The organism is Vineibacter terrae (genome assembly GCF_008039615.1).
Lineage (GTDB): Bacteria > Pseudomonadota > Alphaproteobacteria > Reyranellales > Reyranellaceae > Vineibacter > Vineibacter terrae.
Genome location: NZ_VDUZ01000010.1, coordinates 39,359 through 53,622 on the forward strand (window position 1 = coordinate 39,359; position 14,264 = coordinate 53,622).

The window sequence follows — 14,264 nt, forward strand, 5'->3', positions numbered from 1 at the left end:
CATGGATGACAAGCTCAACGACCTTGCCGCCCACGTCACGGCCGCGACCGGTGATGCCGTCACGGCCTCGACCGTCCGCCTGGGCGAGCTGACGCTGCAGACCACCGCCGGCAAGCTGCTGTCGCTGCTGACCTTCCTGCGCGACGACCCGAAATGCCTGTTCCGGCAGCTGGTCGATATCTGCGGCGCCGACTATCCCGAGCGTGCCCAGCGCTTCGACGTGGTCTACCATCTGCTGAGCCATCGCCTGAACCAGCGCGTGCGGGTGAAGGTCGCCACCGACGAGGATACGCCCGTGCCGTCGGCGGCGCCGGTGCACCCGGCCGCGCCCTGGTTCGAGCGCGAGACCTGGGACCTGTACGGCATCTGGTTCGCCGATCATCCCGACCTGCGGCGCATCCTCACCGACTATGGCTTCGAGGGCCATCCCTTGCGCAAGGACTTCCCGCTGACCGGCTTCGTCGAGCTGCGCTACGACGAGAAGCAGAAGCGCGTGGTCTATGAGCCCGTGAAGCTGACGCAGGAGTTCCGCCGCTTCGACTTCTTGAGCCCGTGGGAAGGCGCGCGCTACGTGCTGCCGGGCGACGAGAAGGCGACCAAGACCTGAGGCCCGCCCGATGTCCGACGTCGCCATCAAGAACCTGACCTTCAACTTCGGACCGCAGCATCCGGCGGCGCACGGCGTGCTGCGCCTGGTCGTCGAGATGGACGGCGAGGTCGTCGAGCGCTGCGACCCGCATATCGGCCTGCTGCACCGTGGCACCGAGAAGCTGATCGAGTACAAGACCTACCTGCAGGCGGTGCCGTACTTCGACCGCCTCGACTACGTCTCGCCGATGTGCCAGGAGCATGCCTTCGCCCTGACCGTCGAGAAGCTGCTGGAGATCAAGGTTCCGGAGCGCGGGCAGTGGATCCGGGTGCTGTTCTCCGAGATCACCCGCATCCTCAACCACCTGCTGAACGTCACCACCTTCGCCATGGACGTCGGTGCGTTGACGCCGACGCTATGGGGCTTCGAGCAGCGCGAGCTGCTGATGGAGTTCTATGAAGGCGTGTCGGGCTCGCGCATGCATGCGGCCTATTTCCGGCCCGGCGGCGTGCACCAGGACCTGCCGGCCGGCATGCTCGACAAGATGAAGGCCTGGTGCGACCAGTTCCCGGAGTTCCTCGTGGATCTGGAGCGGCTGATCACGGAGCACCGCATCTTCAAGCAGCGCACGGTCGACATCGGCGCCGTCAGCGCCGAGGACGCCATCGCCTGGGGTTTCTCCGGCCCCATGCTGCGCGCCTCGAACGTCGCCTGGGACCTGCGCCGCGCCCAGCCCTACGACGTCTACGACAAGGTCGACTTCGAGATCCCGGTGGGCAAGACCGGCGACTGCTTCGCGCGCTACCTGGTGCGCATGGAGGAGATGACCCAGAGCCTCCGCATCATGCTCCAGTGCATCGAGGCGCTGCGCAAGGTGAGCGGGCCGGTGCGCGTCGACGACCGCAAGATCGCGCCGCCGCGGCGCGGCGAGATGAAGACCTCGATGGAAGCCCTGATCCACCACTTCAAGCTCTACACCGAGGGCTACAAGGTCCCGGCCGGCGAGGCCTATGCCGCGGTCGAGGCGCCCAAGGGCGAGTTCGGGGTCTATGTCGTCTCCGACGGCACCAACAAGCCGTACCGGTGCAAGATCCGCGCGCCGGGATTTCCGCACCTGCAGGCGTTGGACATGATGAGCAAGGGCCACATGCTGGCCGACCTGTCGGCCAACATCGGCTCGCTGGACATCGTGTTCGGCGAAGTGGACCGCTAGGAGAGTCGGCACCATGAGCATGATCACTGCCGACCCCAAGGACGTGCCGCACGTCGAGTCGTTTTCGTTCACGCCCGAGTACCTCGAGAAGGCCAAGGAGCAGATCGCGCACTACCCGCCCGGACGGCAGGCCAGCGCCGTGATCGCCTGCCTCGACCTGGCGCAGCGCCAGGCCGGCGGCTGGCTGCCGCGCGCGGCCATGGACCACGTCGCCGAGCTGCTGCAGATGGCGCCGATCCGGGTCTACGAGATCGCGACCTTCTACACGATGTTCCAGCTCAAGCCACGCGGCAGATACCTGCTGCAGGTGTGCACCACCACGCCGTGCTGGCTGCGCGGCTCGGATGGCGTGATGAAGGCATGCCGCGAGGTCAGCGGCGTCGGCCCGGGCGAGATCAGCGCCGATGGCCTCTTCAGCACCGTCGAGGTCGAGTGCCTGGGCGCCTGCGTCAACGCGCCGATGATGCAGATCAACGACGACTTCTATGAGGATCTCGACGAGGCCTCGACCCGCCGCCTGCTGGAAGCCTTCAAGCGCGGCGAGACGCCCAGGCCTGGCCCGCAGGTGGATCGCCAGACCTCGGCCCCGGTCGGCGGTCCAACGACCCTGACGGGCATTCCCGGCGGCGCTGCGCCGCGCGACCGATAAACGCCTGGAGTGACGGGCGATGCTGAGCGACGACGATCGGATCTTCAAGAACCTCTACGGCTTCGACGACTGGGGCCTCGATGGCGCGCGTCGGCGTGGCCTGTGGGACAACACCGCCGCGATCCTGGCCAAGGGCGCGGCCGCGATCATCGACGAGATGAAGAAGTCGGGCCTGCGCGGCCGTGGCGGCGCCGGCTTCCCGACCGGTCTCAAGTGGTCCTTCATGCCCAAGGAGGTCGGCGACAGGCCGCACTACCTGGTCGTCAATGCCGACGAGTCCGAGCCCGGCACGTGCAAGGACCGCGACATCATGCGCCACGATCCGCACATGCTGATCGAGGGCTGCCTGGTGGCGGGCTTCTCCATGCAGGCGCATGCGGCCTACATCTACATCCGCGGCGAGTTCTACGACGAGGCCGTGAAGCTGAACGCCGCCGTGCGCCAGGCCTATGATGCCGGCCTGATCGGCAAGAACGCCTGCGGCTCGGGCTGGGACTTCGACGTCTATGTCCATCGCGGCGCCGGTGCCTATATCTGCGGCGAGGAGACGGCGCTGCTCGAGAGCCTCGAGGGCAAGAAGGGCATGCCGCGGCTGAAGCCGCCGTTCCCGGCCGGCGCCGGCCTCTATGGCTGCCCGTCGACGGTGAACAACGTCGAGTCGATCGCGGTGGCGCCCACCATCCTGCGCCGGGGCGCCGCCTGGTTCGCCGGCATCGGCCGGCCCAACAACACCGGCACCAAGCTGTTCTGCATCTCCGGCCACGTGAACAAGCCGTGCAATGTCGAGGAGGCCATGGGCATCCCCCTGCGCGAGCTCATCGACAGGCATGCCGGCGGTGTGCGCGGCGGCTGGGACAACCTGCTGGCGGTGATCCCCGGCGGCGCCTCGGTGCCGCTGCTGCCGAAGTCGATCTGCGATGATGTGCTGATGGATTTCGACAGCCTGCGCAACGTGCAGTCGGGCCTGGGCACCGCCGCCGTCATCGTGATGGACAAGTCGACCGACGTCGTGAAGGCGATCGCGCGGCTGTCCTATTTCTACAAGCACGAGAGCTGCGGCCAGTGCACGCCGTGCCGCGAGGGCACCGGCTGGATGTGGCGCGTCATGGAGCGCATGGTCACCGGCAATGCGCGCCTGGAGGAGATCGACGTGCTGCACGACGTCACCAAGCAGGTGGAAGGCCACACGATCTGCGCGCTGGGCGATGCGGCGGCGTGGCCGATCCAGGGCCTGATCCGCCATTTCCGGCCGGAGATGGAGCGGCGGATCAACGAGTTCCAGTCGCGCCGGATCGCAGCGGAGTAGGGCGGCCATGCCGAAGATGAAGATCGACGGGATCGACATCGAGGTGCCGGCCGGCATCTCGGTCCTGCAGGCCTGCGAGCTGGCCGGCGTCGAGATCCCGCGTTTCTGCTACCACGAGCGCCTGTCGATCGCCGGCAACTGCCGCATGTGCCTGGTCGAGCAGGAGAAGGCGCCCAAGCCGATCGCGTCCTGCGCCATGCCGGTGATGGACGGCATGGTGATCAAGACCAACACGCCCATGGTCAAGAAGGCCCGCAACGGCGTGATGGAGTTCCTGCTGGTGAACCACCCGCTGGACTGCCCGATCTGCGACCAGGGCGGCGAGTGCGACCTGCAGGACCAGGCCATGGCCTATGGCTACGACCGCAGCCGCTTCCATGAGAACAAGCGCGCGGTGCCCGACAAGGATCTCGGGCCGCTGGTCAAGACCTCGATGAACCGCTGCATCCAGTGCACCCGCTGCGTGCGCTTCGCCACCGAGGTGGCCGGCATCGAGGAGCTGGGCGCCACCGGCCGCGGCGAGCAGATGGAGATCACCACCTACGTGCAGAAGACGCTGTCGTCGGAGCTGTCCGGCAACATCGTCGACCTCTGCCCGGTGGGCGCGCTGACCTCCAAGCCCTACGCCTTCAACGCCCGTCCGTGGGAGCTGCGCAAGACCGAGTCGGTCGACGTCATGGACGCGCTGGGCTCGAACATCCGCATCGACACCCGCGGCGCCGAGGTGATGCGCGTGCTGCCGCGCGTCAACGAGGACATCAACGAGGAGTGGATCGCGGACAAGACGCGCCACGCCATCGACGGCCTGAAGCGCCAGCGGCTCGACCAGCCATATGTGCGCCGCGACGGCAAGCTCAAGCCGGCGAGCTGGGGCGAGGCGTTCGAGGCGATCGCGGCCCGGCTGAAGGGCCTGGACGGCGCCCGGATCGCCGCCGTCGCGGGCGATCAGTGCGATGCCGAGTCGATGGTCGCGCTCAAGGATCTGATGGCGGCGCTGGGATCCTCTTCCGTCGAGTGCCGGCAGGACGGGGCTGCGCTCGACGCCTCGGTGCGCGGCGCCTACCTGTTCAATGCCGGCATCGCCGGCATCGACAAGGCCGATGCGATCCTGCTGGTGGGCACGAACCCGCGCTGGGAAGCGCCGGTCCTCAACGCCCGCATCCGCCGCCGCTACCTTGCCGGCAAGACCCGGATCGCCCTGATCGGCGACGTGCCGATGGACCTGACCTATCCGGCCGAACGCCTGGGCCATGGGCCGGCGACGCTGCGCGAGCTGGCCGAAGGCCGCCTGGGCTTCGCCGACGTGCTGAAGGGCGCCAAGAACCCGCTGATCATCGTTGGCCAGGGTGCGCTGCAGCGGCCGGACGGCGCCGCCGTGCTGGCGCAGGCGCGGGCGCTGGCCGAAGCGGCCGATGCCGTGCGCGCCGACTGGAACGGCTTCTGCGTGCTGCACACCGCGGCGGCGCGGGTGGCCGGCCTCGACCTCGGCCTGGTCACGCCGGGCGGCATCGAGGCCATCTACGCCGGCTGCGAGAAGGGCGATATCGAGGTGGTCTACCTGCTGGCCGCCGACGAGATCGAGACCAGGCGCCTGGGCAAGGCGTTCGTGATCTACCAGGGCCATCACGGCGATGCCGGCGCGCACCGCGCCGACGTGATCCTGCCGGGCGCAGCCTACACCGAGAAGCCTGGGATCTACGTCAACACCGAGGGCCGCGTGCAGCTGGCCAAGCGCGCCGGCTTCCCGCCGGGCGATGCGCGCGAGGACTGGGCGGTCCTGCGCGCGCTGTCGGCGGCGCTCGGCCAGGCGCTGCCGTATGACACGCTGGACCAAGTGCGCCAGCGCCTGGTCAAGGCCAACCCCAGCTTCGCCGCCGTCGATCACCAGGCGCCGGGCGCCTGGGGCGCCTTCGGCACGCCGGGCGAGCTGAAGGATGCGCCGTTCGTCTCGCCGATCGCGAACTATTTCATGACCTGCCCCATCAGTCGCGCGTCGCAGACCATGGCGGCTTGCACGGCCAATCGGCAGTCCACGGCCGTGGCGGCGGAGTAGGGCGATGACGCTGATGGAGTTCTTCACCACCCACTGGCTGGGCCAGCTCATCGTGATCGTGGCCCAGTGCCTGGCGATCACGGTGCCGCTGCTGGTGGCCGTGGCCTACATGACCTATGTCGATCGCAAGGTGTGGGCCGCGATCCAGCTGCGCCGCGGCCCCAACGTGGTCGGCCCGTTCGGCCTGCTGCAGCCCTTCGCCGACGGCCTGAAGCTGGTGCTGAAGGAAACCATCGTGCCCAGCGGCGCCAACAAGGTGCTGTTCGTCCTGGCGCCGATGATCACGTTCGCGACCGCGCTGATCGCCTGGGCCGTGGTGCCGTTCGACGACGGCTGGGTCCTGGCCGACGTCAATGTCGGCATCCTCTACCTGTTCGCGATCTCCTCGCTGGGCGTCTACGGCATCATCATCGCCGGCTGGGCCTCGAACTCCAAGTACGCCTTCCTCGGGGCGCTGCGCTCGGCCGCCCAGATGGTGTCCTACGAGGTCTCGATCGGCTTCGTGCTGGTCACGGTGCTGCTGTGCGCCGGCTCGCTCAATCTGTCGGACATCGTGAAGGCGCAGGCCGGCGGCTTCTGGAACTGGTACTGGCTGCCGCTGCTGCCGATGTTCGTGGTGTTCTTCATCTCGGCCCTGGCCGAGACCAACCGCACGCCGTTCGACCTGCCGATGTCGGAAGCCGAGCTGGTGGCCGGCTTCCACACCGAATACTCGGCCATGGCCTTCGGGCTCTTCTTCCTCGGCGAATACGCCAACATGATCCTGCTCTCGGGCATGGGCGCGGTGCTGTTCCTGGGCGGCTGGTATTCGCCGCTGCCGTTCGCGCCCTTCACCTGGGTGCCCGGCCTGGTGTGGTTCGCGCTCAAGATCGCGGTGCTGCTGTTCGTGTTCTCGTGGACCAAGGGCACCGTGCCGCGCTATCGCTACGACCAGCTCATGCGGCTGGGCTGGAAGATCTTCCTGCCGTTCTCGCTGCTGTGGCTCGTGCTGACGGCCGCGGCGATCCAGTTCCTCGGTTAGGGATCCGGACATGGCTTTCCTCGACCGTACCGCGCGCGCCTTCCTGCTGACCGAGGTGATCTCGGGCTTCGTGCTGACGCTGAAATACATGTTCAAGCCCAAGGTGACGGTGAACTACCCCTTCGAGAAGGGGCCGCTGTCGCCGCGCTTCCGGGGCGAGCATGCCTTGCGGCGCTACCCCAACGGCGAAGAACGCTGCATCGCCTGCAAGCTGTGCGAGGCCATATGCCCGGCGCTGGCCATCACCATCGAGGCCGAGCCGCGGGCCGACGGCAGCCGCCGCACCACGCGCTACGACATCGACATGACGAAGTGCATCTATTGCGGCTACTGCCAGGAATCCTGCCCGGTGGATGCGATCGTCGAGGGCCCGAACTTCGAGTTCTCGACCGAGACCCGCGAGGAGTTGATGTACGACAAGCAGAAGCTGCTCGCCAACGGTGACCGCTGGGAGGCCGAGATCGCGGCCAACCTCGCGGCCGAGGCGCCGTACCGATGACTGGACCCACGATGGGGGTGAATCCTCCCCACGCGTCAGCGTGGGGAGGTGCCCCGAAGGGGCGGAGGGGAGCCGACGTGGTGTGTCCTGGCGAGGCACCACGTCGGGTCCCCCTCCGGCCTTCGGCCACCTCCCCCACTGCGTGGGGGAGGAAATCATGATCCAGACCCTGGCGTTTTATGTGTTCGCCGCCGTCACGGTGGTGTCCGCCTTCATGGTGATCGCGGCGCGCAATCCCGTGCATTCGGTGCTTTACCTGATCCTGGCGTTCTTCAACTCGGCTGCCCTGTTCCTGCTGATGGGCGCCGAGTTCATCGCCATGATCCTGGTGATCGTCTATGTCGGCGCCGTGGCAGTGCTGTTCCTGTTCGTCGTCATGATGCTCGACATCAACATCGCCGAGCTGCGCCAGGGCTTCCTGAAGTACCTGCCGATCGGCGCCGCCGTCGGCACGGCGTTGTTCGCCGAGCTGCTGCTGGTGCTGGGCGTGTGGACCACGTCGCCGATCGCCAACGAAATGCTGCGCGCCAAGGCGCCGGACCTGGCCAGGATGTCCAACACCCAGGCGCTGGGCCAGCTGATCTATACCGACTACCTGTTCCTGTTCCAGGCCGCGGGCATGGTGCTGCTGGTGGCCATGATCGGCGCCATCGTGCTGACCCTGCGCACCCGGCCGGGCGTGCGCCGCCAGCGCATCGCCGACCAGATCGGACGGCGCCGCGAGGAGGCCGTGGTGCTGGTCAAGGCCGGCGTGGGCGAGGGGGTGTCGTCATGACCATCGGGCTGGCGCATTACCTGACCGTCGGTGCCATCCTCTTCACGCTCGGCATCTTCGGCATCTTCCTGAACCGCAAGAACGTCATCGTCATCCTGATGTCGGTCGAGCTCATGCTGCTGGCCGTCAACATCAACCTGGTGGCGTTCTCGGCCCATCTGGGCGACCTGGTCGGCCAGGTGTTCGCGATGTTCGTGCTGACCGTGGCCGCCGCCGAGGCGGCGATCGGGCTCGCAATCCTGGTCGTGTACTTCCGGAACCGCGGCACCATCGCCGTCGAAGAAATCAACCTGATGAAAGGCTGAGGCCGGCTCGCCGGCGCTCCGACGGACCCATGGAATTCCTCGTCAAAGCCATCGTTTTCCTGCCGCTGTTCGCGGCCCTGATCGCCGGCTTCGCCGGTCGGGCGATCGGCGACAAGGGCGCCCAGTGGGTCACCACCCTGGCGCTGATCGCCAGCGCCGTGCTGTCCTGGATCGTGTTCTTCAAGGTCGGCTTCGATGGCGCCGGCGGCACCTACCGCATCGCCACCTGGATCGTGTCGGGCACCTTCGATGGCGCCTGGTCGGTGCGGGTCGACACCCTGACCGCCGTGATGCTGATCGTGGTCACCACGGTCTCGGCGATGGTCCACCTCTATTCCATCGGCTACATGGCCGAGGATCCCAGCATCCCGCGGTTCATGGCCTATCTGAGCCTGTTCACCTTCGCGATGCTGATGCTGGTGACGGCCGACAACCTGGTGCAGCTCTTCTTCGGCTGGGAAGGCGTGGGCCTGGCGTCCTACCTGCTGATCGGCTTCTGGTACGACCGCCCGTCGGCCAACGCCGCCGCCATCAAGGCGTTCCTGGTCAACCGCGTCGGCGATTTCGGCTTCGCGCTGGGCATCTTCGCCGTCTACATGATGACCGGCTCGGTGCAGTTCGACGCCATCTTCAAGCTCGGGCCGGAGCTGGCGAAGCAGAGCTTCATGTTCCTCGGCTACGAGGTCCCGGCGCTGACCACCATCTGCATCCTGCTGTTCATCGGCGCCTGCGGGAAGTCGGCGCAGCTGGGCCTGCACACCTGGCTGCCGGACGCCATGGAAGGCCCGACCCCGGTGTCGGCCCTGATCCATGCCGCCACGATGGTGACCGCGGGCGTGTTCATGGTCGCGCGCCTGTCGCCGCTGTTCGAGCTCTCGCCCACGGCCCTGGCCGTGGTCACGGTGGTGGGCGCCTCGACCGCGTTCTTCGCCGCCACCATCGGGCTGACCCAGTGGGACATCAAGCGGGTGGTGGCGTATTCCACCTGCAGCCAGCTGGGCTACATGTTCTTCGCCTGCGGCGTCGGCGCCTACGGCGCCGGCATCTTCCACCTCATGACGCACGCCTTCTTCAAGGCGCTGCTGTTCCTTGGCTCGGGCTCGGTGATCCACGCCATGCACCACGAGCAGGACATGCGGCACATGGGCGGCCTGAAGGACAAGATCCGCCAGACCCATGCGCTGATGTGGATCGGCACCCTGTCGCTGGCCGGGATCGGCATCCCGTTCATCCTGGGCACCGGCATCGGCTTCGCCGGCTTCCACTCCAAGGACATCATCCTGGAGGCGGCGTGGGGGGCGCATTCCGGCGTCGGCTTCTACGCCTTCTGGCTGGGCATCGCCGGCGCCTTCATGACGGCGTTCTATTCCTGCCGCCTGATGTTCCTCACCTTCTACGGCCAGCCGCACGACCGTCACCACTACGAGCACGCCCATGAATCGCCGGCGGTGATGCTGGTGCCGCTCTACGTCCTGGCGGCGGGTGCCGTGGTGGCGGGCATCGCCGGCTACAGCATCTTCGTGGGCCACGGCTGGGAAGGCTTCTGGCGCGGCGCCATCGCCATGGAGTCGAGCAAGGAGGCGCTGCACCACGCGCACGAGGCGCCGTGGCTGGTCAAGCTGCTGCCGCTGGTCATGGCAGTGGCCGGCATCCTGCTGTCATGGTGGTTCTATGTCGGCTCCAAGGCCAACCTGCCGCAGCTGGTGAGCGCCACCTTCGCGCCGATCTATCGCTTGTTCTACAACAAGTGGTACTTCGACGAGCTGTACGACTTCCTGTTCGTGCGGCCGGCCTGGTGGATCGGCCGCCAGTTCTGGAAGAAGGGCGACATCGGCATCATCGACGGCGTCGGTCCCGACGGGCTGGCCGCCGGCGCCAACCGCATGTCGGGCATCCTGAGCCGGGTGCAGAGCGGCTATCTCTATCACTACGCATTCGCCATGCTGATCGGCGTCGCCGTGCTGGTCAGCTGGTACATGCTCTCGCACGGGCGCTAGTTCATGTCTTCCTGGCCGATCCTGTCGCTCGTCACCTTCCTGCCGCTCGTGGGCGCGGCGTGGATCCTGGTCGTCTGCCGCGAGGACGAGACGGGCGCCAACAATGCCCGTCACGCCGCGCTGTGGACGTCGCTGATCACCTTCATCGTGTCCCTGGCGCTGTGGGCCAAGTTCGACCCGCGCGCTGCAGGCTTCCAGTTCGAGGAGCGGCTGGAGTGGGTGCCGGCCTACGGCATCAGCTACCACATGGGCATCGACGGCATCTCGATGTTCTTCGTGCTGCTGTCGACCTTCCTGACGCCGCTCTGCGTGCTGGCCAGCTGGACCGCGATCGAGAAGCGCGTGCGCGAGTACATGGTCGCCTTCCTGGTCCTCGAGACCTTGATGGTGGGCATGTTCTGCGCGCTCGACTTCGTGGTCTTCTACCTGTTCTTCGAAGGCGTGCTGATCCCGATGTTCTTGATCATCGGGGTGTGGGGCGGCAAGGACCGCGTCTACGCCGCCTTCAAGTTCTTCCTCTACACGCTGGCCGGCTCGGTGCTGATGCTGCTGGCGATCATCGCCATCTACTATCAGGTCGGCAACACCGACATCGTCGAGGCGATGAACTTCAAGAAGCTCACCTTCGAGTGGCAGTTCTGGCTGTGGCTGGCCTTCTTCGCCTCGTTCGCCGTCAAGGTGCCGATGTGGCCGGTCCACACCTGGCTGCCCGACGCGCACGTGCAGGCGCCGACGGCGGGCTCGGTGATCCTGGCCGGCGTGCTGCTGAAGATGGGCGCCTACGGCTTCCTGCGCTTCTCCCTGCCCATCATGCCGCTGGCGTCGGAGTATTTCGCGCCGCTGGTGTTCGGCATGTCCTGCATCGCCGTGATCTACACCTCGCTGGTGGCGCTGGTGCAGCAGGACATGAAGAAGCTGATCGCGTACTCGTCGGTGGCGCATATGGGCTTCGTCACCATCGGCATCTTCGTGGTCAACGTGCAGGGCGTGCAGGGCGCCATCTTCCAGATGCTGAGCCACGGCGTGGTGTCGGCGGCGTTGTTCCTCTGCGTCGGCGTCGTCTACGACCGCCTGCACACGCGCGAGATCGCCGACTACGGCGGGCTGGCCGACAACATGCCGCGCTACGCCCTGGTGTTCATGGTCTTCACCATGGCCAGCGTCGGCCTGCCGGGGCTGTCGGGCTTCGTCGGCGAGTTCCTGGTGCTGACGGGCGCCTTCAAGGCCAACACCTGGGTGGGCGTGCTGGCCGCGACCGGCATGATCCTGGGCGCCGCCTACGCGCTGTGGCTCTACCGCAAGGTGGTGTTCGGCACCATCACGCGCGACGCGGTGCGCGCCATGACCGACATGAACATGCGCGAGGTGGCGGTGTTCGCGCCCTTGGTGCTGGTCACTCTGTGGATGGGCATCTACCCATCCTCATTCCTCGACATGATGGACGCTTCCGTGGGCAAGCTGATCGCCGATTACGACGCTGCCCTCAAGGCGGCCAAGGCGACCGCGATGCTGGGCCGGTGATGGCATGACGACTGGATTGGACAACTGGACCCTGGCGGCGCCGGAGATTTTCCTGGCCGTCGCCGCGATGGCTCTGCTCCTGATCGGGGCCTTCCGCGGCACCAAGGGCGCTGACCTGGTATCGTGGCTGAGCGTCGCCAGCCTCGCCGTTGCCATCTTTCTGGTGCTGCGGCTGGAGCACGGCACGGCTTTCCACGACCTGTTCCTGGTCGACGCCTTCACCAAGGCGATGAAGGTGCTGTCGCTGCTGGGGTCGGGGATAGCCGTGGTGATGTCGCGCGGCTACTTCCTGCGCGCCGGCGCCTGGCGCTTCGAGTTCCCGGTGCTCGCCGTGCTGGCGACGCTGGGCATGCTGATCATGATCTCGGCCAACGACCTCATGACGCTCTATCTCGGCCTCGAGATGCAGTCGCTGGCGCTCTACGTCATGGCGGCGTTCCAGCGCGACAGCGAGCGCTCGACCGAGGCCGGCCTGAAGTATTTCGTGCTGAGCTCGGTGGCGTCCGGCATGCTGCTGTACGGCATCTCGCTCGTGTACGGATTTGCCGGCACGACCAGCTTTCCCAGCCTGGCGCGCGGCTTCCTGGCCGGCGAGGTGTCGACCGGCGTCGTGGTCGGCCTGGTGTTCGTGCTGGCCGGGCTGGTGTTCAAGGTGTCCGCGGTGCCGTTCCATATGTGGACGCCGGACGTCTATGAGGGCGCGCCGACACCGGTGACGGCGCTGTTCTCCGTGGCGCCCAAGATCGCGGCGCTGTCGCTGATCGTCTCGGTCGTGATGGGGCCGTTCCGGCCGCTGCTGCTGCAGTGGCAGCAGATCATGATCGCGGTCGCCGTCCTGTCGACGGTCTGGGGCGCCATCGCCGCCCTGCGCCAGGAGAACATCAAGCGCCTGATGGCCTACTCGTCGATCGGCCACATGGGCTACGTGCTGCTGGGCCTGGCTGCCGGCACGGAGGAGGGCGTGCGCTCGGTGGTGATCTACATGATCATCTACCTGGCCACCAATGTCGGCACCTTCGCCGTCATCCTCTCCATGCGCCGCAAGGGGGAGATGGTCGAGCGCATCTCCGATCTGGCCGGCCTGTCCCAGCGGCAACCGATGATGGCCGCGGCCCTGCTGCTGTTCATGTTCTCCATGGCCGGCATTCCGCCGATGGCCGGCTTCTTCGCCAAGCTCAACGTCTTCATCGCCGCCATAAATGCCAGCCTCTACATCCCGGCGGCGATCGCCGTGCTGGCCTCCGTGGTGGGTGCCTACTACTATCTGCGCATCGTGAAGGTGATGTACTTCGATGCTCCGGCGCCGGTCTTCGACCGGCCGGTGGAGCGGGACATGGCCGTCGTGATGCTGGCCGCGGCGCTGTTCGTCTTCCCGGTCTTCCCGGTCTTCCAGACGCCGTTCCTGAACGGCGCCCAGACCGCCGCCAAGACGTTCTTCTCCGGGAAGTGAGTGCTTCATGGTGAGCTTGTCGAACCATGAAGCAGGTCGCACCACGGTTCGTGCGCCGCCTTCATGGTTCGACAAGCTCACCATGAAGGCTTCTTAGTCGGTTGCCGGGGATGCCGGTATGAACTTTCTCGTTCTGCCGCCCGGCTGGACGGCCGTCGTCTTCGAGACGATCGGCAGCACCAATGACGAGGCGTTGCGGCGTGCCGAGGCCGGCGCGCCCGAAGGCACGGTCATCGTGTCGCGCCAGCAGGAGGGCGGCCGCGGCCGGCGGGGCCGCACCTGGACGTCGCCACCCGGCAATGCCTACAGCTCGACCATCATCCGTCCGCGCTGCGTGCCCGAGCGCGCGGCACAGCTGGGGTTCGTGACCGCGCTGGCGGTGTGCGACGCAGCCGCCGCCGGCCTGCCGGGCGAACGTGCGATCCGCTTGAAATGGCCCAACGACGTGCTGGTCGACGGCGCCAAGATCTCCGGCATCCTGCTGGAGTCGGCGATGGCGACCGACGGCAGCGTCGGGCATGTGGTGATCGGCACCGGCATTAATGTCGCCGTGCCGCCGCCGGCCGGCGTCGCGACCTACGCCGCCGCCTGCCTGCGCGACCTCGGCGACCGGCGCGATGCGCCTGAGGTTCTGCACGCCTATCTGGCGGCGCTGGCGGCGCGGCTGGCGCAGTGGCGGCAGGGCTTCGGCGGCACCCGCGCCGACTGGCTGGCGCGCGCCGCCTGGCTGGGCGAGCGTGTGGCGGTTTCGCAGGGAGACACCCGCGTCGAAGGGCGTTTCGCCGGCCTTGACGCCGATGGGGCGCTGCTGCTGGAACCATCCGATGGCCCGCCGCGCCGGATCGTCTCGGGCGAAGTTTTCCGGCCGGTGGGGTAGGCTCTTGCC

General features: G+C 67.2%; 13 protein-coding genes. All 13 read left to right on the top strand.

What is annotated here, in order from left to right; all coding sequences use genetic code 11:
• The first annotated feature begins 1 nt into the window (after position 1).
• The 13 genes from FHP25_RS10845 to FHP25_RS10905 all read left to right on the top strand — a co-directional run bounded on the left by FHP25_RS10845 (position 2) and on the right by FHP25_RS10905 (position 14,255).
• The gene (locus FHP25_RS10845) at positions 2 to 607 is read left to right on the top strand and encodes an NADH-quinone oxidoreductase subunit C (RefSeq protein WP_147846947.1); all 606 of its coding nucleotides are present in this window, start codon (positions 2 to 4) and stop codon (positions 605 to 607) included.
• A 10-nt stretch (positions 608 to 617) separates the two neighbouring features.
• Entirely contained in the window at positions 618 to 1,802 is a 1,185-nt protein-coding gene (locus tag FHP25_RS10850) for an NADH-quinone oxidoreductase subunit D (protein WP_147846948.1), read from the top strand.
• Between the two features lie 13 nt (positions 1,803 to 1,815).
• Positions 1,816 to 2,451: an NADH-quinone oxidoreductase subunit NuoE gene (nuoE, locus tag FHP25_RS10855; RefSeq protein ID WP_147846949.1), complete on the top strand. Its 636-nt coding sequence runs from the start codon at positions 1,816 to 1,818 to the stop codon at positions 2,449 to 2,451.
• Positions 2,452 to 2,470: 19 nt separating this feature from the next.
• Complete coding sequence (nuoF, locus tag FHP25_RS10860; RefSeq protein ID WP_147846950.1) at positions 2,471 to 3,757, top strand: NADH-quinone oxidoreductase subunit NuoF; 1,287 nt, start codon at positions 2,471 to 2,473, stop codon at positions 3,755 to 3,757.
• Positions 3,758 to 3,764: 7 nt separating this feature from the next.
• The gene (gene nuoG, locus FHP25_RS10865) at positions 3,765 to 5,810 is read left to right on the top strand and encodes an NADH-quinone oxidoreductase subunit NuoG (protein WP_147846951.1); all 2,046 of its coding nucleotides are present in this window, start codon (positions 3,765 to 3,767) and stop codon (positions 5,808 to 5,810) included.
• Positions 5,811 to 5,820: 10 nt separating this feature from the next.
• Positions 5,821 to 6,831: an NADH-quinone oxidoreductase subunit NuoH gene (gene nuoH, locus FHP25_RS10870; RefSeq protein WP_231712296.1), complete on the top strand. Its 1,011-nt coding sequence runs from the start codon at positions 5,821 to 5,823 to the stop codon at positions 6,829 to 6,831.
• A 10-nt stretch (positions 6,832 to 6,841) separates the two neighbouring features.
• On the top strand, positions 6,842 to 7,330 hold the full coding sequence (gene nuoI, locus FHP25_RS10875) for an NADH-quinone oxidoreductase subunit NuoI (RefSeq protein WP_147846952.1): 489 nt from the start codon (positions 6,842 to 6,844) through the stop codon (positions 7,328 to 7,330).
• A gap of 154 nt (positions 7,331 to 7,484) precedes the next feature.
• The gene (locus FHP25_RS10880; RefSeq protein ID WP_147847082.1) at positions 7,485 to 8,105 is read left to right on the top strand and encodes an NADH-quinone oxidoreductase subunit J; all 621 of its coding nucleotides are present in this window, start codon (positions 7,485 to 7,487) and stop codon (positions 8,103 to 8,105) included.
• On the top strand, positions 8,102 to 8,410 hold the full coding sequence (gene nuoK, locus FHP25_RS10885; protein ID WP_147846953.1) for an NADH-quinone oxidoreductase subunit NuoK: 309 nt from the start codon (positions 8,102 to 8,104) through the stop codon (positions 8,408 to 8,410). The genes FHP25_RS10880 and nuoK overlap by 4 nt, the downstream gene beginning before the upstream one ends.
• Before the next feature lie 29 nt (positions 8,411 to 8,439).
• A complete protein-coding gene (gene nuoL / locus FHP25_RS10890; protein WP_147846954.1) occupies positions 8,440 to 10,407 on the top strand; it encodes an NADH-quinone oxidoreductase subunit L in 1,968 nt (655 codons plus the stop codon).
• Positions 10,408 to 10,410: 3 nt separating this feature from the next.
• Positions 10,411 to 11,928: an NADH-quinone oxidoreductase subunit M gene (locus FHP25_RS10895; protein ID WP_147846955.1), complete on the top strand. Its 1,518-nt coding sequence runs from the start codon at positions 10,411 to 10,413 to the stop codon at positions 11,926 to 11,928.
• Between the two features lie 4 nt (positions 11,929 to 11,932).
• The gene (nuoN, locus tag FHP25_RS10900) at positions 11,933 to 13,378 is read left to right on the top strand and encodes an NADH-quinone oxidoreductase subunit NuoN (protein ID WP_147846956.1); all 1,446 of its coding nucleotides are present in this window, start codon (positions 11,933 to 11,935) and stop codon (positions 13,376 to 13,378) included.
• A gap of 118 nt (positions 13,379 to 13,496) precedes the next feature.
• Entirely contained in the window at positions 13,497 to 14,255 is a 759-nt protein-coding gene (locus FHP25_RS10905) for a biotin--[acetyl-CoA-carboxylase] ligase (RefSeq protein ID WP_147846957.1), read from the top strand.
• Positions 14,256 to 14,264: the final 9 nt, after the last annotated feature.

Excerpts from the sequence above, each read along its gene's own strand:
- FHP25_RS10845 (WP_147846947.1), top strand. The coding sequence starts at position 2 with ATGGATGACAAGCTCAACGACCTTGCCGCCCACGTCACGGCCGCGACC.
- FHP25_RS10850 (WP_147846948.1), top strand. The coding sequence starts at position 618 with ATGTCCGACGTCGCCATCAAGAACCTGACCTTCAACTTCGGACCGCAG.
- nuoE (WP_147846949.1), top strand. The coding sequence starts at position 1,816 with ATGAGCATGATCACTGCCGACCCCAAGGACGTGCCGCACGTCGAGTCG.
- nuoF (WP_147846950.1), top strand. The coding sequence starts at position 2,471 with ATGCTGAGCGACGACGATCGGATCTTCAAGAACCTCTACGGCTTCGAC.
- nuoG (WP_147846951.1), top strand. The coding sequence starts at position 3,765 with ATGCCGAAGATGAAGATCGACGGGATCGACATCGAGGTGCCGGCCGGC.
- nuoI (WP_147846952.1), top strand. The coding sequence starts at position 6,842 with ATGGCTTTCCTCGACCGTACCGCGCGCGCCTTCCTGCTGACCGAGGTG.
- nuoK (WP_147846953.1), top strand. The coding sequence starts at position 8,102 with ATGACCATCGGGCTGGCGCATTACCTGACCGTCGGTGCCATCCTCTTC.
- nuoL (WP_147846954.1), top strand. The coding sequence starts at position 8,440 with ATGGAATTCCTCGTCAAAGCCATCGTTTTCCTGCCGCTGTTCGCGGCC.
- FHP25_RS10895 (WP_147846955.1), top strand. The coding sequence starts at position 10,411 with ATGTCTTCCTGGCCGATCCTGTCGCTCGTCACCTTCCTGCCGCTCGTG.
- nuoN (WP_147846956.1), top strand. The coding sequence starts at position 11,933 with ATGACGACTGGATTGGACAACTGGACCCTGGCGGCGCCGGAGATTTTC.
- FHP25_RS10905 (WP_147846957.1), top strand. The coding sequence starts at position 13,497 with ATGAACTTTCTCGTTCTGCCGCCCGGCTGGACGGCCGTCGTCTTCGAG.